Consider the following 24,138-nt stretch of genomic DNA (forward strand, 5'->3'; position numbering starts at 1 on the left):
AAAGCACAAGGCCGCCCGAAGGCGGCCTTGTGCCAGGCGAAGAGTCGCTTACGCGCCGGTGCCCAGCACCTGCTTGAGTTCACCCGATTCGTACATCTCCATCATGATGTCCGAGCCGCCGATGAACTCGCCCTTGACGTACAGCTGCGGGATGGTGGGCCACTGGCTGTATTCCTTGATGCCCTGGCGGATCTCGTCGTCCTCGAGCACGTTCACCGTGACCACGGACTTGGGGTCCACGCCGCTGGCCTTGAGGATCTGGATCGCGCGGCCCGAAAAACCGCACATGGGGAAGCTGGCGTTGCCCTTCATGAACAGCAGGATGTCGCTGGATTTCACGAGGGCGTCGATGCGTTGCTGGGTGTCGCTCATGGGGATACTCCTTGAAAGGGCTGGCGGGCCTCGCAGGCCCGCAACAGCGCGATTATTTCACTGTCGGCCACTGTCCGCCCGAGCAGCGGGCGATGCCGGCCAGATCCATGCGGCTTTGCACCGCGCCGAAGCCGCGCTCGCGCAGCAGTTGGCACACGGCAACTGCCTGGTCATGGCCGTGTTCCAGCAGCAGCCAGCCTCCGGGCAGCAGGTGATCGGGGGATTGCACCACGATGGTGCGTATGTCGTCCAGCCCATCGGTGCCGCTGGCCAGTGCCGAGAGCGGCTCGTGGGTCAGCGCGGCCAGGTGCGGGTCGGCTGCGGCGATGTAGGGCGGATTGGAGACGATGGCGTCGAACCGGCCCTCCACCCCCTGCAGCCAGTCGGCGTGCGCAAACTGCACCGGCAGCGCCAGCCGCTGTGCGTTGGCCTGGGCCACGGCCAGCGCATCGGTGCTGGCATCCACGGCCAGCACGCGGGCCGCTGGGCACTGGTGCTTGAGCGCCAGGGCGATGGCGCCGCTGCCTGTGCCCAGGTCCACCACGCGCGGGGCGGGCAGGGGGGCGATCACCTCCAGGGCCCAGTCCACCAGCGTCTCGGTGTCGGGGCGGGGGTCCAGCACACGGGCGTCCACCGAGAGCGCCAGACCGTAGAACTCCTTGCGGCCCGTGAGGTAGGCCACCGGTTCGCCCGTGGCACGGCGCAGGCACAGAGCCTGGTAGCGGTCCGAAGCATCCGGTGCCAGCACATCGGTGTCGTGCGCCAGCAGCCAGGCGCGGTCGGTGGTGGCGCGGCCCAGCGCGTGCAGCAGCAGCAGTTGCGCGTCGATGCGCGCCAGGCCCAGGGTGCGGGCCTGGCCCAGGGCGTCGGCCACGGTGGCGGGCGGGTTGGGGGTGGTGTCGTCCATGGCGGGGGTGGGTGGGTGCAGGATCAGCCCGCCGCGCCCATTTCCAGCTCTTCGAGTTGCTCGGCCTCGCGGGCATGGGCCATGGCCTGCAGCACGTCGGCCAGGTCGCCCTCCATCACCAGCAGCAGCTTGTACAGCGTGAGGTTGATGCGGTGGTCCGTGAGCCGCCCTTGCGGGAAGTTGTAGGTGCGTATGCGGTCGCTGCGGTCGCCGCTGCCGATCAGGCCCTTGCGCAGCGCGGCTTCCTTGGCGGCGCGCTCGCTGCGCTCCTTTTCCTGGATGCGCGCCTGCAGCACCTGCAGGGCCTTGGCCTTGTTGCTGTGCTGGCTGCGGCCGTCCTGGCATTCGGCCACGATGCCGGTGGGCAAGTGCACCACGCGCACGGCCGAGTCGGTCTTGTTGATGTGCTGGCCCCCGGCGCCGCTGGCGCGGAAGGTGTCGATGCGCAGATCCGCCGGGTTGAGCTTGATGGCCTCGGTCTCGTCGGGCTCGGGCATCACGGCCACCGTGCAGGCGCTGGTGTGGATGCGGCCCTGCGTCTCGGTCGCTGGCACGCGCTGCACGCGGTGCCCGCCCGATTCGAACTTGAGCGTGCCATACACGTTGTCACCCTCGATGCGCAGCACGATTTCCTTGTAGCCGCCGAGCTCGGCCGCGTTCTCGCTCACCACCTCGACCTTCCAGCCCACGTTGGCGGCATAGCGCGAGTACATGCGCGTGAGGTCGCCTGCGAACAGGGCCGACTCGTCGCCGCCCGTGCCCGCGCGGATTTCCATGAAGGCGTTGCGCGTGTCGTCCGGGTCCTTGGGCAGCAGCAGGCGCTGCAGCTCGTCTTCCAGCTGCAGCAGCTCGGCCTCGGCGCTGGTGACTTCCTCCTGCGCCATTTCGGCCATGTCGGGGTCGGCCAGCATCTCGCGCGCGCCGGCCAGGTCGGCCTCGCGCTGCACGTAGCGCGCATAGCGGCCCGCGACCTGGGTCACCTCGGCATGTTCGCGCGAGAGCAGGCGGTACTGGGCCATGTCGCCCATGATGTCCTCGCGCGAGAGCAGGAAATCAAGCTCGCCCAAGCGCTGGGCGTAGCGCTCCAGCTGGTTTCTAAGAAATGTCTTCATGCGGTGAAAAAGGGGGAGGGGCTGCTACGCGTTCGTAGCGGGCGCTGCCCTGCGGCGGGCAGCGGGCCGGGAGGAGCGGCGGGCGCCGCTACAGGCCGCTGTTCTTGCTTTGCGAGCGCAGGAACAGGCGCGAGACGGTCTGCGCCGTCTGGGCGCGCATCTCGGCATCGCCCGCATGCAGCTCGGCCATGGTGCCGTGCAGCATCTTCTGCGTGATGCCGCGCGACAGCGCTTCGAGCACGGCATCCACGTCCTCGCCACGGGCCAGCAGCTTCTTGGCGCGCGCGATCTCGGCGGCGCGCCAGCTGTCGGTCTGGGCGTTGAGCTGCTGGATCAGGGGCACCACGCCACCCTCGGGGTGGCGCTGGTCCATCCAGTGCATGAAGCTCTGCACGCCCGCATCGATGATGGCTTCGGCCTGCTCCACGGCCGCCTGGCGGTTGGCCTGGGCGGTCTGCACCACGCTGGCCAGGTCGTCCACCGTGTACAGGTAGACGTCGCCCAGGGCCTTGACCTCGGGCTCGATGTCGCGCGGCACCGCCAGGTCGACCATGAACATGGGGCGGTGGCGGCGCTTCTTGAGCGCGCGCTCCACGGCGCCCAGGCCGATGATGGGCAGGCTGCTGGCGGTGCAGCTGATCACCGCGTCAAACTCGTGCAGCCGCTCGGGCAGGTCGGCCAGGCGCATGACCTCGCCACCAAAGCGCGTGGCGAGCTTTTCGCCGCGCTCCAGCGTGCGGTTGGCAATCGCGATCTGCTTGGGGTTCTTGGCCGCGAAGTGGGTGGCGCACAGTTCGATCATCTCGCCCGCGCCCACGAAGAGCACGCGGATCTTGCCGAGGTCCTCGAACAACTGGCCGGCCAGGCGCACGGCGGCAGCCGCCATGCTGATGCTGTGCGCGCCGATCTCGGTGGAGGTGCGCACCTCCTTGGCCACGGCAAAGCTGCGCTGGAACAACTGGTTCAGGGTGGTGCCCAGGACGCCAGCGGTTTCGGCGGCGCGCACGGCGTCCTTCATCTGGCCCAGGATCTGGGCTTCGCCCAGCACCATGGAGTCGAGCCCGCTGGCCACGCGAAAGGCATGGCGCGCCACCAGGCTGTCTTCGAGCGAGTAGGAATGCGAGCGCAGCAGTGCCGGGCTCACGCCGCCGCTTTGCGCCAGCCAGCCCAGGGTGTGGTCGATGGCCGCCTGCTCGCCCGCACAATAGATTTCGGTGCGGTTGCAGGTGGAAATGATCGCGGTTTCCACACCGGGGTGGCGACTGGATTGGCCCAGCGACTGGCGCAGGCCGTGCAGTGTGGGGGCGATCTGGTCGAGCGCGAACGCGAACCTGCCGCGCAAATCGAGGGGCGCGGTGGTGTGGTTGATGCCGAGGGCCCAGACTGCCATAGACGCTGATTATAAAATTGTTGGCACATCCCGGTACAACTGCCTGGGAAAGCCTTGATCTGGGTCAATTGCCATGGGTCCTCTGGACACGCTCAACCACCTGCTGAATTTCTTCGCCCCCGCTGCCGCCATGGCCGTGCTGATGGTGCTGGGCGCGCGCCTGCTGGGCTGGAAATCCGGCGCCTACCGCGCCAAGTGGGCCCAGGCTGCTATCCAATTCGCAGTGGGCAGCGCCGTGCTGCTGGGCGGACTGGTGCTGCTGGGCCGCGACGGCAAGATGGCCACCTACGCCGCGCTGGTGCTGGCCTGCGCCACCTGCCAGTGGGCCATGGGCAAGAGCTGGCGCGCCTGAGCGCGCCCTCAGGCCTGGGCAACCGGCGCCAGCGGCGTGTCTCCCCCCTGTGCGCGGGTTCCATGCGTGATGGCCGTGGTGGCGGGTGGTGACAGCGCCAGGCCCGCATCGCGCAGGCTGTCCAGGATGGAGAACAGCAGGTCGCTGCGCACCCCGCCCGCATTGCGCGGGTTGCTCACATAGCCGATCGCCAAAAAGGTCAGCGTGCCGTTCAGGATGCCTTCGAGTTGCACGATGGGCTCGGGGTCGGCCATGATCCCTTCGTGGGCCGTGAAGGCCGCCAGGATCACCTCGCGCATGCGCTGGGCGTCGGTATCGAGCGGCGCCGGCAGTCGCAGCAGCACGCGGCCGGGGGCGCCGGTCAGTGTCATGTTGCGCACGGTCTTGGTGATGAACTCGGAGTTGGGCACGATCACGGTGGAGCGGTCCCCGAGCTGGATCTCGGTGGCGCGCACGTTCACCCGGCGCACGTCGCCCTCAGTCTCGCCCAGCACCACCCAGTCGCCCACGCGCACCGGCCGTTCGGCCAGCAGGATCAGGCCCGAGATGAAGTTCTGCACGATGGCCTGCAGCCCGAAGCCGATACCCACAGAGAGCGCACTGGCCACCCAGGCGATGCGCTCCACGCTGATGCCCAGGCCCGCCAGCGCCACCGCGACCACCGCCACGCCGCCCACGTAGCCCAGCAGGGTGACGATGGAGCTGCGCATGCCCGGCTCCAGCGAGGTGTTCGGAAAGAACTGGTCGCTGAGCCAGCGCTTGAGGATGCGGATCATCACGAAGCCGGCGCAGGCGATCGCCAGCGCCGTCAGCAGTGCCTGCGGCGCCAGCGTGACGCTGCCCACCTGCAGGGTCTGGTTCACGCTGCCACCGCGGCGGAACACTTCGTCGGGCGCCGTGCCCAGCGGGGCCAGCAGGGCAATTACCATGTAGAACAGCAGCACCACACGCAGCGCACCCGAGGCCACCACAGCGCTCTGGTCCAGCAGCTTGCCGTCGATGCCCAGGCCCTTGTGCAGGCGCTGTCCGAAGCCACCGCGGGAGGACAGCACGGCCTGCGCCAGGTCTTCCACCAGCTCGAACAGGAGGTAAGTGGTGGCAAACACCACGCCGGTCCAGACCATCTGGCCGGCCAGCATGTGCGCCAGGGCCACGAAGCCCAGCACCAGCAGCACCAGGATGGCGCAGGCCGTGGCGGCTGCCGCAGCCACCAGCAGGCCCACCCAGATGGGACGGGGCGCGGGCGGCGGCTCCTGCGCAGGGGCTTCGGTGGCCGGAGTGTCCCCCGCAGCCGCTGCGGGCGCGCGCAGATGGCGCAGTGCGCACAGGATGACCAGCGCCATCAGCAGGGCCGACAGGGTGTGTGCCGACACCTCGGCCGACAGGCTGGCGCCCACCACGCGGTTGACCTCGATGATGAGCCCGCCCAGCAGGGCCGTGAACGCCATCCACCAGGGGTAGGGGGCCAGGCGCGTGGCCAGCTCGTCCGACAGGGCTGTGAGGCGCCAGGAACTGCGCTTGCGCGAGATCAGCGCATGGCCCAGCGCAATCATGAAGGCGGCGAACACCACCAGTTGCATGGTGGCCCGCTCGAGCGCCTGCAGGCGCGGGCCCAGGCCGCCATCCACCGTGAGGCTGCTCCACGCCAACTGGGCTGCCAGCCCGAGCAGCAGGGTATGCACCACCACCGAGGCAAAGGCCAGCAGCGAGCGGCGCAGGCGGCCTTGTGGCAGGCGCGCCGGGGCCAGGCGCAGCAGCAGGCGTTCTGCTAGCCAGGTGCCGGCAATCGCCACGAAGAGCGCCATGGCCAGGCTCACTGCAAAACCTGTGCGGTGCCGGGGCTCCCAGGCTTTTCCCACCGCCTCCTGCATTTCGGAGCCCAGGGACTGCAGGCGCATCCAGTCGCTGGGGAACGAGCTGCGCACATTGCGCCAGAAGGTGCCGGTCAGCGGCGAGTCGATGCGGGTCGTCAGCGCCGTCTGGAACAGCTCGCGCCGCTGGCGGATGATCTCGGCGCTGCGCTGCTCGGCATCCACTGCGATCAGGCGCGCCAGCTTGAGTTCGGAGTCGATGCCGCTGCGCTCCTTGGTCAGCGCGCTGCGCTGCTGCGCCACGTCAGGCGCCTCGGCCGATGCGCCCTTGTCCGGCGCGGGGCCCAGGCCCGCAAGCCGGGAGTCCACATCCGCCAGCGCCTCGGCGCGCCGCGCGGCCACCTGGCTCGCTGCCGTGCCGATGGCCGAGACATCGCTGAGCCATTGGCGGTAGTCGTCGTCTTCGCCGATCTTGGCCGGGATGGCCTCGAAGCGCTCGCGCAGCGCGTCCACGCTGGGCAGTTCGGGCTTTTCGCCGGCGGCGCTGCTGGCTGCGGCGGCGGGTGCCGCGGCTCCACGGCCCTGGGCCGATGTGGACGGGAGGGCGAAGGGCCCGATCAGCAGCGCCAGGAGGGCGGCTTGCAGCAGGCCGGTCAGGCGGCTGGAATACCGGGGCGCAGAAAGGAGGGCCGTGCAGGCCGCAAGGCGGTCACGGAAGCAGTGCAATGTCATGCGTGCATTGTGGCGCGCGCGCCGCACCACTTGTGTGAGAGTGTTCCAGCCCGGCAAGGCTGGAACGGTGGGTCAGCCTGCGGGGCTGAACAGATCGACCCGGTCGGTGATGATGCCGTCCGTGCCCAGAGCGATCAGGCGCTGCGCGGCCCAGGGGTCGTTCACGGTGTAGCTCAGCGTGCGCATGCCCTGGCCATGCACGGTGGCCACCAGCGCGGCATCCCACAGCGCGTGGTTGCAGACGATGGCCACGCAGCCCAGGCCGTGGGCTTCGTCTACGAAGCCCTGGCGGTGCACGTCGACCAGCAGTGCGCGCGGCAGATGCGGTGCCGTGGCACGTGCGCCCGCCAGCGCGGCCGGCTGAAAGGACGACAGCAGCGGCGGCACGGCCTGGCCCTGCCACAGGCGGGCGGCGGTCTCGGCCACCACGCGGCCGGTGGTCTCTTCCAGTCCGGGCGTGGGCTTGATCTCGATGTTCAGGAAGTAGGCATTGGCGATGCAGTAGCGCGCCAGGGCCTCCAGGGTAGGCAGGGGCTCGCCCGCATGGGCGCGCGAATGCCAGCCACCGGCGTCGAGCTGGGACAGGGCGCTCCAGTCCAGGTCGCCGCCGGTGCCCTGGCCATTGGTCGTGCGCTGCAGCGTGGCGTCGTGCATCAGGAAGGGTACGCCATCGCGGCTGAGCTTGGCATCGCATTCGAACATGCGGTAGCCGTGCTGGGCCCCGAGGCGAAACGCTGCCAGGGTGTTCTCGGGCGCGAGCTTGCCCGCGCCGCGGTGCGCGATCCAGCGCGGGTAGGGCCAGGCAGTGGCCAGGCCGGCTTCGGTTTGCGCGTCACTCATGGAGTTCAGCCCGGAATGCGCTTGCCCGTGGTGGCGTCGAAGGCGTGCAGGCGGTCGGCGCGCGGCACGACGTGGATGATCGAATCGGGGGCCGGCGAGTGTGTGCCTTCTTCCACGCGCACGATGAGCTGCTCGCCATGTACGCGGCCGTAGATCAGGCGCTCTGCGCCCAGCAGTTCCACGGTTTCCACGGTGACTTCCCAGCCCTCGCTGCGCACGTCCAGGTGCTCGGGGCGGATGCCCAGGATGGTGCCGGGCTTGCCGCTCGGTGCGTTCTTGAGCAGGTTCATGGGTGGCGAGCCGATGAAGCTGGCCACGAAGGTCGAAGCGGGCGTGTGGTAGACCTCTTCGGGCGTGCCGAACTGCTCCATGTTGCCGGCGTTCATCACGATCATGCGCTCGGCCAGCGTCATGGCTTCGACCTGGTCGTGGGTCACGAACAGGCTGGTGATGCCCAGCTCGCGGTGCAGCTTCTGGATCTCCAGGCGCGTCTGGGCGCGCAGCTTGGCGTCCAGGTTGGACAGCGGCTCGTCGAACAGGAACACCTGGGGCTGGCGCACGATGGCGCGGCCCATGGCCACGCGCTGGCGCTGGCCGCCCGAGAGCTCGCGCGGCTTGCGCTCGAGCAGGTGACCGAGCTCCAGGATCTTGGCGGCCTTGTCCACGCGCGCCTTGATCTCGTCCTTGGGCACCTTGGCGATCTTCAGGCCATAGGCCATGTTCTCGAAGTTCGTCATGTGCGGGTAGAGCGCGTAGTTCTGGAACACCATGGCGATGTCGCGCTGGGCCGGTTCCAGATCGTTCACGACGCGGTCGCCGATGCGCAGCTCGCCGCCCGAGATTTCTTCGAGGCCCGCCACCATGCGCAGCAGGGTGGATTTGCCGCAGCCCGAGGGGCCGACGATGACGACGAACTCGCCGTCCTTGACCTCGGCGTTCACGCCATGGATGACCTGGTTGGCCTTGGGGCCGGTGCCGTAGCGCTTGACGATATTGCGAAGGGAGATGGATGCCATAACAACTTTGGGATCTGGGTTGTGTCTGGGCGGCACGTGTGGTGGCCGCCACGGTCATTGGGTTGCGGGGTAGTCGCCTTACTTTTCGGTATCGACCAGGCCCTTGACGAACCAGCGCTGCATGAACACCACCACCAGCGCGGGCGGCAGCATGGCCAGCAGGGCCGTGGCCATCACGATGTTCCACTCGTTGCCGGTATCGCCGCCGGCGATCATGCGCTTGATGCCGATCACCACGGGGTACATGTCTTCCGAGGTGGTCACCAGCAGCGGCCACAGGTACTGGTTCCAGCCGTAGATGAACTGGATCACGAACAGTGCGGCGATCGAGGTGCGCGACAGCGGCACCAGGATGTCCTTGAAGAAGCGCATGGGGCCGGCGCCGTCCACGCGGGCGGCCTCCACCAGCTCGTCCGGCACCGTGAGGAAGAACTGGCGGAACAGGAAGGTCGCGGTCGCCGATGCGATCAGCGGCACCGTCAGGCCCGCGTAGCTGTTGAGCATGCCCAGGTTGGAGACCACCTGGTAGGTGGGCCCGATGCGCACTTCCACCGGCAGCATCAGCGTGATGAAGATCAGCCAGAAGCAGATGCCCTTGAAGGGGAAACGGAAGTACACGATGGCGAAGGCCGACAGCAGCGAGATCGCGATCTTGCCCACGGTGATCACGATGGCGGTGACGAAGCTCACCCACATCATGCGCGCCACGGGTGCGGTAGAGCCCGCGCCCGCGCCGCCGCCGAACAGCGTGTCATGGTAGGTCTGCCAGAAGTTGCTGCCGGGCAGCAGGGGCATGGGCGCCTGCACGATGTCCTGGGCCGTGTGCGTGGAGGCCACGAACGCCAGGTACAGCGGGAAGCCGACGATGATCACCCCCAGCACCATGATCAGGTGCGAGAAGAGTTTCAGGTAAGGACTGCGTTCAACCATCTCAATACTGCACTTTCTTTTCCACGTAGCGGAACTGGATCACGGTGAGCGTGACGACGATGAACATCAGCACCACCGACTGCGCAGCCGAGCCGCCCATGTCCATGGCCTTGAAGCCGTCGTAATACACCTTGTAGACCAGGATCGAGGTGTCACGGCCCGGGCCGCCCTGCGTGGTCGAGTCCACGATGGCGAAGGTATCGAAGAAGGCGTAGACCACGTTGATCACCAGCAGGAAGAACGTGGTGGGCGAGAGCAGCGGGAACTGGATGCTCCAGAACCGGCGCCAGGGGCCGGCCCCATCGATGGCGGCGGCTTCGATCAGCGACTTGGGGATGGACTGCAGGCCTGCCAGGAAGAACAGGAAGTTGTAGGAGATCTGCTTCCACACGGCTGCGACCACGATCAGCGCCATGGCGTGGTCGGAGTTGAGCATGTGGTTCCAGTTGAAGCCCGACTGGCGCAGCATGTACGACACCACGCCGAGCGAGGGCGAGAACATGAACATCCACAGCACGCCGGCCACGGCCGGGGCCACGGCATAGGGCAGCAGCAGCGCGGTCTTGTAGGCCAGGGCGCCCTTGACAATGCGGTCGGCAAAGATGGCCAGGATCAGGGACAGGCTGATGCCGCTGACCGCCACCAGAATGGAGAAAAACGCCGTGGTCTTGAACGAGGCCAGGTAACCCTCGTCCTGGAACAGGGCCTTGAAGTTGTCGAAGCCCACCCACTCGTTGGAGAAGCCGAAGGTGTCCTGCACCTGGAACGACTGCACCAGGGCCTGGCCGGCCGGCCAGAAGAAGAAGACGCTGATGATGACCAACTGGGGTGCCAGAAGCACCCACGGCAGCCACGCTGAGCGGAAGAGAACGCGTTTTTCCATGTCCAGACTCTCAAAAAGACAACCCGCCACCCAGCAAACCGGGTCGGTTTGCGAGGGAGGCGGGCTTTCGGCAGCGCCCTGGCCGGTGTGCCAGGGCTGCTGCCATATGCGCTCAGAGAGCGCTTACTTGTTGGCGCGCGCGAAGCGCACCAGTTGCTCGTTGCCGCGGGTGGTGGCCGTGTCCAGGGCTTCCTTGGGGGACTTCTTGCCGGACCAGATCTGTTCGGTTTCCTCGTCGATGATGGTGCGGATCTGCACGAAGTTGCCCAGACGGATGCCGCGCGACTTGTCGGTGGCCTTGCGGATCATCTGCGTCACGGCCACATCGGTGCCGGGGTTCTTCTCATAGAAACCGGAGGCTTCGGTCAGCTTGTAGGCTGCCGTCGTCACCGGCAGGTAGCCGGTACGCTGGTGGCTGGCGGCCTGCACCTTGGTGTCGTTCAGGAAGTTCAGGAAGTCGGCCACGCCCTTGTACTCCTCGGCCTTCTTGCCGGACATCACCCACAGGCTGGCACCACCGATGGCGGTGTTCTGGGGCGCGCCCTTCACATCGTCGTAGTAGGGCAGGGGGGCGATGCCATAGGCAAACTTGGCTTCCTTGGCCACGCGGGCGTACAGGCCCGACGAACCGGTGATCATGGCGCACTCACCCGACGGGAAGGACGCATCGGGCGCGTTGGCACGGCCCTTGTAGACGAAGCTGCCGTCCTTGGAGGCCTTGGCCAGGTTCTCGAAGTGGCGCACGTGCAGCGGCGTGTTGATCTGCAGCTGGGCGTCGTTGCCGTCGAAACCGTTGTTCTTGGACGCGAACAGCGTGTTGTGCCACAGCGAGAAGCTCTCCAGCTGCGTCCAGCTGATCCAGCTGGTGGTGAACGGGCAGCTGTGACCGCTGGCCTTGAGCTTGGACGCGGCAGCGAACACTTCGGGCCAGGTCTTGGGCGGCTTGTCGGCGTCCAGGCCGGCCTTCTTGAAGGCGTCCTTGTTGTAGTAGAAGATGGTCGTGGAGCTGTTGAGCGGGTAGCTCAGCATCTGGCCATTGGGCGCCGTGTAGTAGCCGGCCACAGCCGACACGTACTGGGTGGGGTCGAATTTGAAGCCGCCGTCGTTGAGCACCTTGGCGGCGGGCACGATGGCGCCCTTGCTGGCCATCATGGTGGCGGTGCCCACTTCGAACACCTGGATGATGTGGGGGGCATTGCCCGCACGGAAGGCCGCGACCGCGCCGGTCATCGACTCGTCATAGGTGCCCTTGTACGTGGGCACGACCTTGTACTTGGTCTGGCTGGCGTTGTACTGCTTGGCCAGGTCGTTCACCCAGTCACCCAGGGCGGCGCTCATGGAGTGCCACCACTGGATTTCTACTTGTTGGGCCTGCGCGGGGGCGCAGACGGACAGGGCGACGGCAGCAGACAGTGCCAGGTGCTTGAGTTGCATGGATGGTTCCTTCCGGAGATGGCGAAATGCACAAAGGGCGGATGCTAGGCAGCCCTTGTGACAGTGATGTGTCGTTGTCGCACAGCACTGTAGTGGTCACAACTGGGGAAATCCCCTTGCACCAGGTGCAATGTGTCCAATTGTGACGCTTTTGTGACAGCATTTTGCCATTCACGGAGCCCTGCAAGGTTTTGTGCATTGCACCATCCTTGGTGCATAGTTGGTGCATGCGCTGCACACATCCGGTGCGCGGCCGCATGCCCTGACCTGTTCCGACTTCATACGCAACCACCAACTGCCATGGCCAACAACTCTCTGGACAAGAACAAGATCAAATTCCTGCTGCTCGAAGGCATCCACCCGTCGGCGGTGGACGTGCTGCGCTCCGCAGGCTACACCCAGATCGAAACCGTCTCCGGCGCCCTGCCCGACGAGGAGTTGAAGGCCAAGATCGCCGACGTGCACTTTCTGGGCATCCGCTCGCGCACGCAACTGACCGAGGAAGTCTTTGCGAAGGCCAGCAAGCTCGTGGCCGTGGGGTGCTTTTGCATCGGCACCAACCAGGTGGACCTCGATGCCGCGCGCGAGCGCGGCATCGCCGTCTTCAACGCCCCGTATTCCAACACCCGCTCCGTGGCCGAGCTGGTGCTGGCCGAAGCCATCCTGCTGCTGCGTGGCGTGCCCGAGAAGAACGCCGTGGCGCACCGTGGCGGCTGGCTCAAGTCGGCCGACAACGCCTATGAGATCCGCGGCAAGACCCTGGGCATCGTCGGCTATGGCTCCATCGGCACGCAGCTGTCGGTGCTGGCCGAGGCCCTGGGCATGCACGTGGCCTTCTTCGACGTGGTCAACAAGCTGCCCCTGGGCAATGCGCGCCAGGTGCACAAGCTGCACGACCTGCTGGCGCAAAGCGACATCGTGACCCTGCACGTGCCCGAGCTGCCCTCCACGCAATGGATGATCGGCGCCGCCGAGATCGCCGCAATGAAGCAAGGCGGCATCCTGATCAATGCTGCGCGCGGCACGGTGGTCGAGATCGAGCCCCTGGCCGAGGCGCTCAAGTCGCGCAAGCTGCTGGGCGCCGCCATCGACGTCTTCCCCGTGGAGCCGCGCACCAACAAGGACGAGTTCCTGTCGCCCCTGCGCGGCCTGGACAACGTGATCCTCACCCCGCACGTGGGGGGCTCCACCATGGAGGCGCAGGCCAACATCGGCCTGGAAGTGGCCGAAAAACTCGTGAAGTACAGCGACAACGGCACCAGCACCTCGTCGGTCAACTTCCCCGAGGTAGCGCTGCCCGCCCACCCTGGCAAGCACCGCCTGCTGCACATCCACCGCAACGTGCCGGGCGTGCTGTCCGAGATCAACCGCATCTTCTCGGACAACCAGATCAACATCTCGGCCCAGTACCTGCAGACCAACGAGAAGGTCGGCTACGTGGTGATCGACATCGATGCCGCCTCGTCCGATCTGGCGCTGGACAAGCTCGCCGGCGTCACCGGCACGCTGCGCAGCCGGGTGCTGTTCTGAACGGCGCCTGAGCGGGTGCGCGGGGTGGGGCAGGGGCCTGCCCTGCGCCCGCCGGGCCTCTGGCGTAAAATCACGCCCCCGAGGCTCATGGGCGCGCAGCGCCCACCCCAGGTAGACCCCCATGAATGTTCCGATAGCGTTGGCTGCCTTGCAGACGCAGGCCGCCGAGCCTGTGCGTCTGCGCGAGATCCCCTATAACTACACCTCGTTCTCCGACCGGGAGATCGTGATCCGCCTGCTGGGGTCCCCGGCCTGGGAGGTTCTCGACCAACTGCGCAAGGAACGGCGCACCGGGCGCTCCGCCCGCATGCTCTACGAGGTGCTGGGCGACATCTGGGTGGTGCAGCGCAACCCCTACCTGCAGGATGACCTGCTGGACAACCCCGGCCGGCGCAAGCAGTTGGTGGAAGCCCTGCAGCACCGCCTGGCCGAGATCGACAAGCGCCGCACCCCGGGCGACGACGCCGGGCGCGACCGCCTGGTGGGCGAGCTGGTGCAGGCCGCAGGCAAGGCCGTGTCCGCCTTCAACGCCACCTTCGTGCAGGCCACCGAGCTGCGCCGGCGCATCCAGCGCACGCTGGGGCGCCTGACGGCCAAGGACAACATCAAGTTCGACGGTCTTTCGCGCGTGAGCCACGTGACCGACGCCACCGACTGGCGCGTGGAGTACCCCTTCGTGGTGCTGGTGCCCGACACCGAGGTCGAGATGGCCCTGCTGGTCAAGGGCTGCATCGAACTCGGGCTGACCATCATCCCGCGCGGAGGCGGCACCGGCTACACCGGCGGCGCCATCCCGCTGACCTGGAAGAGCGTGGTCATCAACACCGAGAAGCTCGAAGCCATGACCGAGGTGGAAATGCGCCGCCTGCCGGGCATGGACAGCGAGGTGGGTACGGTGTGGACCGAGGCCGGTGTGGTCACCCAGCGCGTGGCCGATGCGGCCGAGCGCGCGGGCTTCGTCTTCGCCGTGGACCCGACCAGCGCCGAGGCCTCGTGCATCGGCGGCAACATCGCCATGAACGCCGGCGGCAAAAAGGCCGTGCTCTGGGGCACGGCGCTCGACAACCTGGCCAGCTGGCGCATGGTGACGCCCGAGGCCCAGTGGCTCGAGGTGACCCGGCTGGACCACAACATGGGCAAGATCCATGATGTGGAGACCGCCACCTTCGAGCTGCAGTACTTCGAGGCCGACGGCAAGACGCCCGTGCGCACCGAGCGCCTGGCCATCCCGGGCAAGACTTTCCGCAAGGAAGGCCTGGGCAAGGACGTGACGGACAAGTTCCTCTCGGGCCTGCCCGGCATCCAGAAGGAGGGCTGCGACGGCCTGATCACCAGCGCGCGCTGGGTGGTGCACCGCATGCCCGAGCACACGCGCACCGTGTGCATGGAGTTCTTCGGCAACGCCAAGGACGCGGTGCCCAGCATCGTGGAAATCAAGGACTACATGTTCGCCGAGCAAAAGCGCTCCGGCGTGCTGCTGGCCGGCCTGGAACATCTGGACGACCGCTACCTCAAGGCCGTGGGCTACGCCACCAAGAGCAAGAAGGGCAACGGTGGTTTGCCCAAGATGGTACTGATCGGCGACATCGCGGGCGACAACGCCAACGAGGTGGCGCGCGTGACCAGCGAGGTGGTGCGCATCGCCAACTCGCGCAGCGGTGAGGGCTTCATCGCCATCAGCCCCGAGGCGCGCAAGAAGTTCTGGCTCGACCGCAAGCGCACGGCGGCCATCAGCCGCCACACCAACGCCTTCAAGATCAACGAAGACGTGGTGATCCCGCTGCCGCGCATGGCCGAGTACACCGACGGCATCGAGCGCATCAACATCGAGCTGTCGCTGCGCAACAAGATCAAGCTGTGCGATGCCTTCACCGACTTCTTCGAGCGCGGCAATCTGCCCCTCGGAAAGCAGGACGACGCCAACGAGATCCCCTCGGCCGAACTGCTCGAAGACCGCGTGGCCCAGGCCATCGCCCTGGTGACCGAGGTGCGCACGCTGTGGGCCACCTGGCTGCAGAACGTGGACAGCCTGTTCCCCCAATTGCAGGACCACACCCTGCGTGCGAGCTGGAAGACCCAGTTGCGTGCGCCCCTCTCAGGCATCTTCGCGGGCGCGGCCTTCAAGCCCATCCTCGACGAGGCCACCGCCATCCACAAGCGCGTGCTCAAGGGCCGCGTCTGGGTGGCCCTGCACATGCACGCAGGCGACGGCAACGTACACACCAACCTGCCGGTCAACAGCGACGACTACGAGATGCTGCAGACCGCGCACCGCGCGGTGGAGCGCATCATGGTGCTGGCGCGCAGCCTCGATGGCGTGATCTCGGGCGAACACGGTATCGGCATCACCAAGCTCGAATTTTTGACCGACGAGGAGCTGCGTCCCTTCGCCGAGTACAAGCAGCGCGTGGACCCCGAGGGCCGCTTCAACAAGGGCAAGCTGCTGCGCGATGCCGCGCCGGTGCTGGCCATGGACGCCACCCCCGGAGGCCAGGCGCGCGACCCGGCGCTGCTGCACGCCGACCTGACCAACGCCTACACGCCGAGCTTCGGCCTCATGGGGCACGAGTCGCTGATCATGCAGCAGAGCGACATCGGCGCCATCGCCGATTCCGTCAAGGACTGCCTGCGCTGCGGCAAGTGCAAGCCCGTGTGCGCCACGCACGTGCCGCGTGCCAACCTGCTGTACAGCCCGCGCAACAAGATCCTGGCCACTTCGTTGCTGGTCGAGGCCTTCCTCTACGAGGAGCAGACCCGCCGCGGCGTGAGCATCAAGCACTGGCAGGAGTTCGAGGACGTGGCTGACCACTGCACGGTGTGCCACAAGTGCGAGAGCCCCTGCCCGGTGAAGATCGACTTCGGCGACGTCACCATGAACATGCGCAACCTGCTGCGCAAGATGGGCAAGAAGACCTTCCGCCCCGGCAATGCGCTGGCGATGACCATGCTCAACGCCACCAACCCCGAGACCATCAAATTCATGCGCTCGGCCATGGTGGGCGTGGGCTTCAAGGCGCAGCGCATGGCCGTGGACCTGCTGCGCAAGGTCGGCCGCAAGCAGACCGCCAAGCCGCCTGCCACCGTGGGCACCGCGCCGGTCAAGGAGCAGGTGATCCACTTCATCAACAAGAAGCTGCCCGGCGGCCTGCCCAAGCGCACCGCGCGCGCGCTGCTGGACATCGAGGACAAGGACTACGTCCCCATCATCCGCGACCCGAAGGCCACCACGGCCGAGGCCGAGGCGGTGTTCTACTTCCCCGGCTGCGGCTCGGAGCGCCTGTTCAGCCAGGTGGGCCTGGCCACGCAGGCCATGCTCTGGCATGCGGGCGTGCAGACCGTGCTGCCCCCGGGCTACCTGTGCTGCGGCTACCCGCAGCGCGGCAGCGGCCAGTTCGACAAGGCCGAGAAGATGATCACCGACAACCGGGTGCTCTTCCACCGCGTGGCGAATACGCTGAACTACCTCGACATCAAGACCGTGGTGGTCAGCTGCGGCACCTGCTACGACCAGCTGCAGGGCTACGAGTTCGACAAGATCTTTCCGGGCAGCCGCATCATCGACATCCACGAGTACCTGCTGGAAAAGGGCATTGCCCTGCAGGGCAAGGGCGCCTACCTGTACCACGAGCCCTGCCACAACCCCATGAAGCAGCAGGACGCCTTGAAGACCGTCAAGGCGCTGGTGGGCGAGCAGGTGCTCAAGAGCGAGCGCTGCTGCGGTGAATCGGGCACGCTGGGCGTGACCCGGCCCGACATCTCCACCCAGGTGCGTTTTCGCAAGGAAGAGGAGATCAAGAAGGGCGAAGCCGCCCTGCGTGCCAGCGGCGCCGTGGGCGAAAAGGACAACGTGAAGATCCTCACCAGCTGCCCGAGCTGCCTGCAGGGCCTGAACCGTTACCAGGACGATCTGAACAACGGCCTGCTCGAAGCCGACTACATCGTGGTCGAGATGGCGCGCGAGATCCTGGGCGAGAACTGGATGCCCGAGTACGTGGAGCGCGCCAACCAGGGCGGCATCGAGCGGGTTCTGGTATGAGCCAGGGGATTTGCCCCCTGTGCGCTACGGAGGGCGGCACCCTGGTCTGGCGTGGTGAGCGCGTGCGCGTGATCCGCGCGGACGAAGCCGGCTTTCCGGCCTTCTACCGCGTGGTGTGGAATGCGCACGCGGCCGAGTTCTCCGATCTGCCGGCCGCCGACCGCGTGCACTGCATGGAGGCCGTCACGGCCGTGGAGCAGGTGCTGCGCCAGCACCTGGCGCCCACCAAGGTCAACCTGGCGGCACTGGGCAACATGGTGCCGCACCTGCACTGGCACGTGATTGCGCGCTTCGCCTGGGACAGCCATTTCCCCGCGCCGGTGTGGGCGGCGGCCCAGCGGCCCGGCCCAGCGGACGAGGAAGCCGCGCTGCGTGCGCGCCTGCCGGCGACCGAGGCCGCCATGGTGTCCGCGCTGCAGGCGCTGCAGTAACCGCGCAGCCCCGCGGGTTGCATGCTGTACAGCCTGTGGGTGGGACAATGCAGGCCGGCGTGGCGGTCGTCGCCAAGGCCGTTTTTCACAGGTGGATATCCATGGCAGGTTTGAAAACGGGTTCGCCCACGCCCCAGGCGCTCACGGTGCATGGCAAGTCGCGGGTGCTTGAAGTGGTGTTTTCGGATGGCGCGGCATTTCGCATCCCGTTCGAGCTGATGCGCGTGTACTCGCCTTCGGCCGAGGTGAAAGGGCACGGGCCCGGCCAGGAGGTGCTGCAGACCGGCAAGCGCGACGTGGCCCTCGAAGGCCTGGAGCCCATCGGCAATTACGCCGTCAAGCCCACGTTCTCGGATGGGCATGACACGGGCATCTTCACCTGGGAATACCTGTACGAGCTGGGCCAGCAGGAGGCCGCGCTGTGGGCGCAGTACGAAGGCCGGCTGGCCGATGCCGGCGTGGACCGCGATGCGCCCATGGCCCCCAAGGGCCACGACCACGGCGGCGGCGCCTGCGGCAGCCATTGATACCCACCCAACCCCGTATGGGCCGGGCCGGCGCAGGCACTGTGGCCCGCGCGCACCACTGTGGCGCCCGGTGCGCTGGCCTTTGGCGCTCTTCTTACAATAGCAAACCCGGCATGCATGGACAGGTGTTGCCTGTCTTTTGATGCTGGGTATTGAAAAACCCCTGCGGCAGATGCCCCGTTTCAGTGCGGGGTTGTCGCTGTACCTTGGGCGCCCACGCGCCTAGCATGAATCCCATGAGCAGCACCCACTTCGGTTTCCAGTCCGTCGACGAGCAGGACAAAGCGCGCCACGTGCGCGGTGTGTTCGATTCGGTGGCGTCCAAGTACGACGTCATGAACGACCTCATGTCGGCGGGCCTGCACCGCGCCTGGAAAGCCTACACCGTGATGGTGGCCAACCTGCGCGAAGGCAGCCAGGTGCTGGATATCGCGGGTGGCACGGGCGACCTGGCCCTGGCGTTTTCGAAGAAGGTCGGCACCACCGGCCGCGTGGTGCACACCGACATCAACGAGGCCATGCTGCGCACCGGGCGCGACCGCCTGATCGATGCGGGCGTGGTGCTGCCCACCCTGGTCTGCGATGCCGAGAAGCTGCCGTTTCCCGATGCCCACTTCGACGTGGTGAGCGTGGCGTTTGGTTTGCGCAACATGACGCACAAGGATGTTGCGCTCAAGGAAATGTGCCGCGTGCTCAAGCCCGGCGGCAAGCTGCTGGTGCTCGAATTCTCCAAGGTCGCCAAGCCGCTGACCAAGGCCTACGACTGGTACTCCTTCAAGGTGCTGCCGCAATTGGGCAAGCTGGTGGCTGGCGATGACTCGAGCTACCGCTACCTGGCCGAGTCCATCCGCATGCACCCGGGCCAGGAGGAGCTCAAAAGCCTCATGCAACAAAGTGGCTTTGGGCATGTGGACTATCACAACATGACTGGCGGCATAGTGGCCTTGCATGTTGGAATCAAGTGCTGAGCAGCAAAGTTCAGCCGTATACAAGATGGAGATGACATGATGAAACTGTGGTCTGTGGTTCTGGTGGCAATGCTGGCGTTCGCGCATGCGGATGCCGACGCCCGCCGCCTGGGTGGCGGCAACTCTGTGGGCAAGCAGTCCAGCAACGTGACGCAGCGCGAATCCGCGGCGCCCGGCGGCCCTGCCCAAAACGCCAACAACGCGGCCAAACCGGCCACGCCGGCCACGCCGGCTGCGGCCCCTGCGGCCGCCGCTCCCAAGAAGCCCTGGGGCGCCATGCTCGGCGGCCTGGCCGCGGGTCTGGGCCTGGCCTGGTTGGCCAGCTCCCTGGGCCTGGGCGCAGGCTTCGGCAACATCCTGATGATCCTGCTGCTGGCCGTGGCGGCGTTTGCCATCTTCAAGATGGTCATGCGCCTGCGCAGCGGCACTGGCAACCAGGGCGGTGCAGCGGCGGGTGGTTCGCCCTTCGCCTTCCAGGGCGCCGGTGCGGCCACGCCGGCCGCAGCCCAGGTGCCCCCGCAGTACAGCCCCAACAATGTCGGCAACGATGCATCGGCCCGTCCTTGGGAGCGCAACAGCATGGCCTTCGAGGCGGCGCGCGCACAACCCGCTGCGGCCGGTTCTGGCGTGGTGATCGGTTCCGGCCTGGGCGGTGCCGCCGCCGGTGCGGCAGCGCTGTCCGGTTCGCAGAACTGGGGCGTGCCCGAGGGTTTCGACACGCCCGGTTTCCTCGCAGCTGCCAAGCGCAACTTCGTGACCCTGCAGGCGGCCTGGGACCGTTCGGACATCAACACCCTGCGCTCGATGATGACCGACAGCATGCTCGAAGAGATCCGCTCGCAGCTGGCCGAGCGCGAGACGCACCGCGGTGCCGAGCCCAACCACACCGACGTGGTGATGATCGATGCGCAGTTGCTCGGCATCGAAGAGCTGGACGATGGCTACATGGCCAGCGTGGAGTTCTCGGGCATGATCCGCGAAGAGCTCTCGGCAGGCCCGAGCCCCTTCCGCGAAGTGTGGAACATGACCAAGGCCAAGAGCGGTGACAGCGGCTGGCTCGTGGCCGGCGTGCAGGCCCTGCAGTGAGCACGGCTTTGTAAATCACCTCGGATCGGTCCAAAACCCATGTTTTGGACCGAGTTCAGGGAATAATCGGGGACTATGGCAACACAGTCCCCTTTTTCGTTCCTGGACGGCCTCTTCGAGCGCCTGGCCGCAGGCCCGCAGCCGCCGCAATGGCTCGTGCACGAGGTGCAGCAGCGGCTGGTGCTGTTCCTGAACCATGTGCTCATGCAGGAGCGCGAGGCCATGGAGCGCCTGGTGCGCCAGCGCGGGCGTGTGGCGCGGGTGCAGTGGCGTGCGTTCTCCATGGCGCTGGTGGTCACGCCGGCAGGCCTGTTGAACCTGGCGGCCGAAGGCGCCACGCCCGATCTGCAGCTCGAAATCACCGAGACCTCGCCCCTGGCGCTGGCCCAGGTGGCGCTGCGCGGCGACAAGCCCGCCATCCGCATCGAGGGCGACGTGCAACTGGCGGCCGAGATCAACTGGCTGGTGGACAACGTGCGCTGGGACCTGGAGGAAGACCTCTCCCGCGTGGTCGGTGATGCGCCCGCGCACACCATCAGCGAAGTGGCGCGCAAGGCAGCGCAGGCGCTGCGCCAGTTCGTCGGCTCGCGCGTGCCGCCGGCCGATGGCAGCAGCCCCACCGCCGCGTACCCGCCTGCGCCGGCGCCCGTGCCACCGGCGGGCAGCAGCACCAACAACAGCCCTGGCGCCGACCGGACCGGTCCATGAAGCGTTTTCTCCGGGGTGTGGCCATCCTCTGGGTGGTGTTCCGCTATGGGCTGGACGGGCTGGTGCTCGACAGCTTCCAGAAGCCGTGGCTGCGCCTGGTCTCGCGCATCGTCTCCGTCGGGCGCAACCTGGACGCACCGCGCGGCCAGCGCTTGCGCGAGGCGCTGGAGCGCCTGGGGCCCATCTTCGTCAAGTTCGGCCAGGTGCTCTCCACCCGGCGCGACCTGCTGCCTGCGGACATCGCCGACGAATTGGCGCTGCTGCAGGACCGGGTGCCGCCGTTCCATCCCGACATCGCCATCGCCACCATCGAGCGTGCCTTCCGCCGCCCGGTGGACGAAGTATTCACCTTCTTCGACCGCACACCCGTGGCCAGTGCCTCCATCGCCCAGGTGCACTTCGCCACGCTGCGCGACCGCCATGGCATCGCGCGTGAAGTGGCCGTGAAGGTGCTGCGCCCGGGCATGCTGCCGGTGATCGAGAAAGACCTGGCGTTGATGCGCATGATGGCCGGCTGGGTGGAAAGCCTCTCCGCCGATGGCAAGCGCCTCAAGCCCCGCGAGGTGGTCGCCGAGTTCGACAACTACCTGCACGACGAGCTGGACTTGGTGCGCGAGGCGGCCAACGCCGCCCAGCTGCGCCGCAACATGTCGGGTCTGGACCTGGTGCTGATCCCCGAGATCTTCTGGGACTTCTGCCATGCCGAGGTGATGGTGATGCAGCGCATGAACGGCGTGCCCATCAACCAGATCGAGCGGCTGCGCGATGCCGGGGTGGACATCCCCAAGCTCGCGCGCGATGGCGTCACCATCTTCTTCACGCAGGTGTTCCGCGACGGCTTCTTCCACGCCGACATGCACCCGGGCAACATCCAGGTGAGCCTGGACGCGGCCACCTTCGGGCGCTACATCTCGCTGGACTTCGGCATCGTGGGCACGCTGACCGAGTTCGACAAGGAGTACCTGGCGCAGAACTTCACGGCCTTCTTCCGGCGCGACTACAAGCGCGTGGCCGAGCTGCACATCGAAAGCGGCTGGGTGCCGCCGGACACGCGGGTGAACGACCTCGAGTCCGCGATCCGCACCGTCTGCGAGCCCTACTTCGACCGGCCGCTCAAGGAGATTTCGCTGGGCATGGTGCTGATGCGCCTGTTCCAGACCTCGCGGCGCTTTCACGTGGAGATCCAGCCGCAGTTGGTGCTGCTGCAAAAGACGCTGCTCAACATCGAGGGCCTGGGCCGCCAGCTCGACCCCGAACTGGACCTGTGGAGCACCGCCAAGCCCTTCCTCGAGAAATGGATGCTCGACCAGATGGGTCCGCAGCGCCTGTGGCGCGAAATCCAGGCCGAGAGCCCGCATTTCGCCAAGATGCTGCCCGAGCTGCCACGCCTGCTGCACGACTACCTGCGCAACCGGCCCCAGGACCACCGGCGCGAGCTGATGGAGCTGCTGGCCGAGCAAAAACGCACCAATCGCCTGTTGAACGGCATCATCTATTCCGGGATCGGCTTCTTCCTGGGTTGGCTGTTCTTCATGCTGGTACAGCAGTTGCAAGTGCTGCAGCGTTTCCGGATTTTCTAGCCGTTCTCTTTTCCACCCCTTCGCGACATCGAGGAGCATGCCGTGCTGTTGACCCTGGTCATTGTCTATCTGTTGATCACCATTGCCATCGGCCTCGTGGCGGCCCGTCGCGTGAAGAACGCGGCGGACTTCGCCATCGCCGGGCGGCACCTGCCGCTGTACATGATCATCACCACCACCTTCGCCACCTGGTTCGGCTCGGAGACGGTGCTGGGCATACCGGCCAAGTTCATCGAAGGGGGGCTGGGCAACGTGGTCGAAGACCCCTTCGGCGCAGGCTTCTGCCTGATCCTGGTGGGCCTGTTCTTTGCGGGCAAGCTCTACCGCATGACGCTGCTGACCATCAGCGACTACTACCGTGAGCGCTTCGGCCGCACGGTCGAAGTCGTCTGCTCGCTGATCATCATGCTCAGCTACCTGGGCTGGGTCTCGGCGCAGGTCACGGCGCTGGGGCTGGTGTTCAACCTGCTGTCGGGTGATGCCATCAGCATCCCGGTGGGCATGACCATTGGCGTGGTGTCCATCCTGGCCTACACGCTGTTTGGCGGCATGTGGTCGGTGGCGGTCACGGACTTCATCCAGATGATCATCCTGGTGGTGGGCCTGGCCATCATCGCGGTGTTCGCGGGCAACATGGCCGGCGGGGCCGACAAGGTGATCGAGTTCGCGTCCAGCCGCGAGCTGTTCCGCTTCCTGCCCGAGCCCAAGTTCCACGACGTGGTGTTCTTCATTGCGGCGGGCATCACCATGATGTTCGGCTCCATCCCGCAGCAGGACGTGTTCCAGCGCGTGATGTCGGCCAACAACGTCAAAGCCGCCACGCGCGGCCCGATCATCGGCGGCATCTGCTACATCCTGTTCGCCTTTGTGCCCATGTTCCTCGTGGCCAGCGCGCTGATCATCATGCCGGGCGAGACGGCGGCGCTGCTCAAGGAAGACCCGCAGAAGGTGCTGCCCACGCTGGTGATGGCCAAGATGCCCTTCATCATGCAGGTGCTGTTCTTCGGCGCGCTGCTTTCGGCCCTGAAATCCACCGCCTCGGCAACCCTGCTGGCGCCCAGCGTCACCTTCACCGAAAACATCTGGCGCCAGTTCCGGCCCACGATGACGGACAAGGAACACCTGCGCACCATGCGCATCACCACCCTGGTGTTCAGCGGCTGCGTGCTGGCCTATGCGATCCGCATGCAAGGCACGTCCATCTACGAGCTGGTATCGGGTGCCTACCAGGTGCCCCTGGTGGGCGCCTTCGTGCCGCTGGTGGCGGGCCTGTACTGGAAGCGCGCCACCACCCAGGGCGCCATCCTGGCCATCGTGCTCGGCCTGGGAACCTGGCTGCTGCTGCTCAACACCCCATGGGGTGAAGTGTTCCCGGCCCAGCTCGCCGGCCTGCTGGCCGCCGTTGTGGGCATGCTGCTAGGCTCGCTGCTGCCGCAACTGCTGGCCAATCGCCACGCCGGGCACCACCGCGTGGTGGGTGTGGAGTAGGGCGC

General features: G+C 66.8%; 20 protein-coding genes. 10 read left to right on the forward strand and 10 right to left on the reverse strand.

All coding sequences use genetic code 11. From position 1 onward, the window contains the following. Window positions 1–48: 48 nt before the first annotated feature. The 4 genes from grxD to hemA form a co-directional block, all read right to left on the reverse strand. Window positions 49–372: a Grx4 family monothiol glutaredoxin gene (gene grxD / locus AC0IZS_RS14320; RefSeq protein WP_322595223.1), complete on the reverse strand. Its 324-nt coding sequence runs from the start codon at window positions 370–372 to the stop codon at window positions 49–51. Window positions 373–424: 52 nt separating this feature from the next. Continuing rightward, on the reverse strand, window positions 425–1,279 hold the full coding sequence (prmC, locus tag AC0IZS_RS14325) for a peptide chain release factor N(5)-glutamine methyltransferase (protein WP_471636214.1): 855 nt from the start codon (window positions 1,277–1,279) through the stop codon (window positions 425–427). 23 nt (window positions 1,280–1,302) lie between these two features. Then, on the reverse strand, window positions 1,303–2,391 hold the full coding sequence (gene prfA / locus AC0IZS_RS14330; RefSeq protein ID WP_322595221.1) for a peptide chain release factor 1: 1,089 nt from the start codon (window positions 2,389–2,391) through the stop codon (window positions 1,303–1,305). An 88-nt stretch (window positions 2,392–2,479) separates the two neighbouring features. Further along, complete coding sequence (gene hemA / locus AC0IZS_RS14335; protein ID WP_322595220.1) at window positions 2,480–3,781, reverse strand: glutamyl-tRNA reductase; 1,302 nt, start codon at window positions 3,779–3,781, stop codon at window positions 2,480–2,482. 73 nt (window positions 3,782–3,854) lie between these two features. Here hemA and AC0IZS_RS14340 point away from each other — a divergent pair, with 73 nt between their 5' ends. After that, complete coding sequence (locus AC0IZS_RS14340) at window positions 3,855–4,133, forward strand: hypothetical protein (protein ID WP_471636215.1); 279 nt, start codon at window positions 3,855–3,857, stop codon at window positions 4,131–4,133. Between the two features lie 8 nt (window positions 4,134–4,141). On the opposite strand, the gene AC0IZS_RS14345 is transcribed toward AC0IZS_RS14340, so the two are convergent. The 6 genes from AC0IZS_RS14345 to ugpB form a co-directional block, all read right to left on the reverse strand. Then, window positions 4,142–6,676 carry a DUF3772 domain-containing protein gene (locus AC0IZS_RS14345; protein WP_471636216.1) on the reverse strand — a complete coding sequence of 845 codons (2,535 nt, stop codon included), beginning with the start codon at window positions 6,674–6,676 and terminating at the stop codon, window positions 4,142–4,144. A 72-nt stretch (window positions 6,677–6,748) separates the two neighbouring features. Next, complete coding sequence (gene ugpQ / locus AC0IZS_RS14350) at window positions 6,749–7,516, reverse strand: glycerophosphodiester phosphodiesterase (RefSeq protein ID WP_471636217.1); 768 nt, start codon at window positions 7,514–7,516, stop codon at window positions 6,749–6,751. 5 nt (window positions 7,517–7,521) lie between these two features. Continuing rightward, complete coding sequence (ugpC, locus tag AC0IZS_RS14355) at window positions 7,522–8,532, reverse strand: sn-glycerol-3-phosphate ABC transporter ATP-binding protein UgpC (RefSeq protein WP_471636218.1); 1,011 nt, start codon at window positions 8,530–8,532, stop codon at window positions 7,522–7,524. A 78-nt stretch (window positions 8,533–8,610) separates the two neighbouring features. Continuing rightward, window positions 8,611–9,462 carry a sn-glycerol-3-phosphate ABC transporter permease UgpE gene (gene ugpE, locus AC0IZS_RS14360; RefSeq protein ID WP_057265119.1) on the reverse strand — a complete coding sequence of 284 codons (852 nt, stop codon included), beginning with the start codon at window positions 9,460–9,462 and terminating at the stop codon, window positions 8,611–8,613. A 1-nt stretch (window position 9,463) separates the two neighbouring features. Continuing rightward, a complete protein-coding gene (gene ugpA, locus AC0IZS_RS14365) occupies window positions 9,464–10,345 on the reverse strand; it encodes a sn-glycerol-3-phosphate ABC transporter permease UgpA (RefSeq protein WP_057265118.1) in 882 nt (293 codons plus the stop codon). Window positions 10,346–10,468: 123 nt separating this feature from the next. Beyond that, window positions 10,469–11,779 carry a sn-glycerol-3-phosphate ABC transporter substrate-binding protein UgpB gene (gene ugpB, locus AC0IZS_RS14370; RefSeq protein WP_428002391.1) on the reverse strand — a complete coding sequence of 437 codons (1,311 nt, stop codon included), beginning with the start codon at window positions 11,777–11,779 and terminating at the stop codon, window positions 10,469–10,471. A gap of 300 nt (window positions 11,780–12,079) precedes the next feature. Between ugpB and serA the strand changes: the two genes are divergently transcribed. From serA to AC0IZS_RS14415, 9 genes are all read left to right on the forward strand, one after another. Beyond that, on the forward strand, window positions 12,080–13,309 hold the full coding sequence (gene serA, locus AC0IZS_RS14375; RefSeq protein WP_471636219.1) for a phosphoglycerate dehydrogenase: 1,230 nt from the start codon (window positions 12,080–12,082) through the stop codon (window positions 13,307–13,309). A gap of 121 nt (window positions 13,310–13,430) precedes the next feature. Continuing rightward, the gene (locus AC0IZS_RS14380; RefSeq protein ID WP_471636220.1) at window positions 13,431–17,345 is read left to right on the forward strand and encodes a DUF3683 domain-containing protein; all 3,915 of its coding nucleotides are present in this window, start codon (window positions 13,431–13,433) and stop codon (window positions 17,343–17,345) included. After that, window positions 17,342–17,776 carry an HIT family protein gene (locus tag AC0IZS_RS14385; protein WP_471636221.1) on the forward strand — a complete coding sequence of 145 codons (435 nt, stop codon included), beginning with the start codon at window positions 17,342–17,344 and terminating at the stop codon, window positions 17,774–17,776. Before AC0IZS_RS14380 ends, AC0IZS_RS14385 begins: the two co-directional genes overlap by 4 nt. Before the next feature lie 101 nt (window positions 17,777–17,877). Beyond that, window positions 17,878–18,303: a gamma-butyrobetaine hydroxylase family protein gene (locus tag AC0IZS_RS14390; protein ID WP_471636222.1), complete on the forward strand. Its 426-nt coding sequence runs from the start codon at window positions 17,878–17,880 to the stop codon at window positions 18,301–18,303. 236 nt (window positions 18,304–18,539) lie between these two features. After that, window positions 18,540–19,271: a bifunctional demethylmenaquinone methyltransferase/2-methoxy-6-polyprenyl-1,4-benzoquinol methylase UbiE gene (gene ubiE, locus AC0IZS_RS14395; RefSeq protein WP_471636223.1), complete on the forward strand. Its 732-nt coding sequence runs from the start codon at window positions 18,540–18,542 to the stop codon at window positions 19,269–19,271. Window positions 19,272–19,307: 36 nt separating this feature from the next. Then, a complete protein-coding gene (locus AC0IZS_RS14400) occupies window positions 19,308–20,357 on the forward strand; it encodes a Tim44 domain-containing protein (RefSeq protein ID WP_471636224.1) in 1,050 nt (349 codons plus the stop codon). Between the two features lie 75 nt (window positions 20,358–20,432). Next, window positions 20,433–21,065: a ubiquinone biosynthesis accessory factor UbiJ gene (locus AC0IZS_RS14405; RefSeq protein WP_471636225.1), complete on the forward strand. Its 633-nt coding sequence runs from the start codon at window positions 20,433–20,435 to the stop codon at window positions 21,063–21,065. Further along, window positions 21,062–22,645, forward strand: coding sequence for a ubiquinone biosynthesis regulatory protein kinase UbiB (ubiB, locus tag AC0IZS_RS14410; protein WP_471636226.1), 1,584 nt, complete (start codon window positions 21,062–21,064; stop codon window positions 22,643–22,645). The genes AC0IZS_RS14405 and ubiB overlap by 4 nt, the downstream gene beginning before the upstream one ends. Before the next feature lie 42 nt (window positions 22,646–22,687). Next, window positions 22,688–24,133 (forward strand): high affinity choline transporter 1, encoded by a 1,446-nt coding sequence (locus tag AC0IZS_RS14415; RefSeq protein ID WP_471636227.1) that lies wholly within the window; start codon window positions 22,688–22,690, stop codon window positions 24,131–24,133. The last annotated feature ends 5 nt before the right edge of the window (window positions 24,134–24,138 follow it).

The organism is Acidovorax sp. AC410, from assembly GCF_979253235.1.

Excerpts from the sequence above, each read along its gene's own strand:
- grxD (WP_322595223.1), bottom strand. The coding sequence starts at position 372 with ATGAGCGACACCCAGCAACGCATCGACGCCCTCGTGAAATCCAGCGAC.
- prmC (WP_471636214.1), bottom strand. The coding sequence starts at position 1,279 with ATGGACGACACCACCCCCAACCCGCCCGCCACCGTGGCCGACGCCCTG.
- prfA (WP_322595221.1), bottom strand. The coding sequence starts at position 2,391 with ATGAAGACATTTCTTAGAAACCAGCTGGAGCGCTACGCCCAGCGCTTG.
- hemA (WP_322595220.1), bottom strand. The coding sequence starts at position 3,781 with ATGGCAGTCTGGGCCCTCGGCATCAACCACACCACCGCGCCCCTCGAT.
- AC0IZS_RS14340 (WP_471636215.1), top strand. The coding sequence starts at position 3,855 with ATGGGTCCTCTGGACACGCTCAACCACCTGCTGAATTTCTTCGCCCCC.
- AC0IZS_RS14345 (WP_471636216.1), bottom strand. The coding sequence starts at position 6,676 with ATGACATTGCACTGCTTCCGTGACCGCCTTGCGGCCTGCACGGCCCTC.
- ugpQ (WP_471636217.1), bottom strand. The coding sequence starts at position 7,516 with ATGAGTGACGCGCAAACCGAAGCCGGCCTGGCCACTGCCTGGCCCTAC.
- ugpC (WP_471636218.1), bottom strand. The coding sequence starts at position 8,532 with ATGGCATCCATCTCCCTTCGCAATATCGTCAAGCGCTACGGCACCGGC.
- ugpE (WP_057265119.1), bottom strand. The coding sequence starts at position 9,462 with ATGGTTGAACGCAGTCCTTACCTGAAACTCTTCTCGCACCTGATCATG.
- ugpA (WP_057265118.1), bottom strand. The coding sequence starts at position 10,345 with ATGGAAAAACGCGTTCTCTTCCGCTCAGCGTGGCTGCCGTGGGTGCTT.
- ugpB (WP_428002391.1), bottom strand. The coding sequence starts at position 11,779 with ATGCAACTCAAGCACCTGGCACTGTCTGCTGCCGTCGCCCTGTCCGTC.
- serA (WP_471636219.1), top strand. The coding sequence starts at position 12,080 with ATGGCCAACAACTCTCTGGACAAGAACAAGATCAAATTCCTGCTGCTC.
- AC0IZS_RS14380 (WP_471636220.1), top strand. The coding sequence starts at position 13,431 with ATGAATGTTCCGATAGCGTTGGCTGCCTTGCAGACGCAGGCCGCCGAG.
- AC0IZS_RS14385 (WP_471636221.1), top strand. The coding sequence starts at position 17,342 with ATGAGCCAGGGGATTTGCCCCCTGTGCGCTACGGAGGGCGGCACCCTG.
- AC0IZS_RS14390 (WP_471636222.1), top strand. The coding sequence starts at position 17,878 with ATGGCAGGTTTGAAAACGGGTTCGCCCACGCCCCAGGCGCTCACGGTG.
- ubiE (WP_471636223.1), top strand. The coding sequence starts at position 18,540 with ATGAGCAGCACCCACTTCGGTTTCCAGTCCGTCGACGAGCAGGACAAA.
- AC0IZS_RS14400 (WP_471636224.1), top strand. The coding sequence starts at position 19,308 with ATGATGAAACTGTGGTCTGTGGTTCTGGTGGCAATGCTGGCGTTCGCG.
- AC0IZS_RS14405 (WP_471636225.1), top strand. The coding sequence starts at position 20,433 with ATGGCAACACAGTCCCCTTTTTCGTTCCTGGACGGCCTCTTCGAGCGC.
- ubiB (WP_471636226.1), top strand. The coding sequence starts at position 21,062 with ATGAAGCGTTTTCTCCGGGGTGTGGCCATCCTCTGGGTGGTGTTCCGC.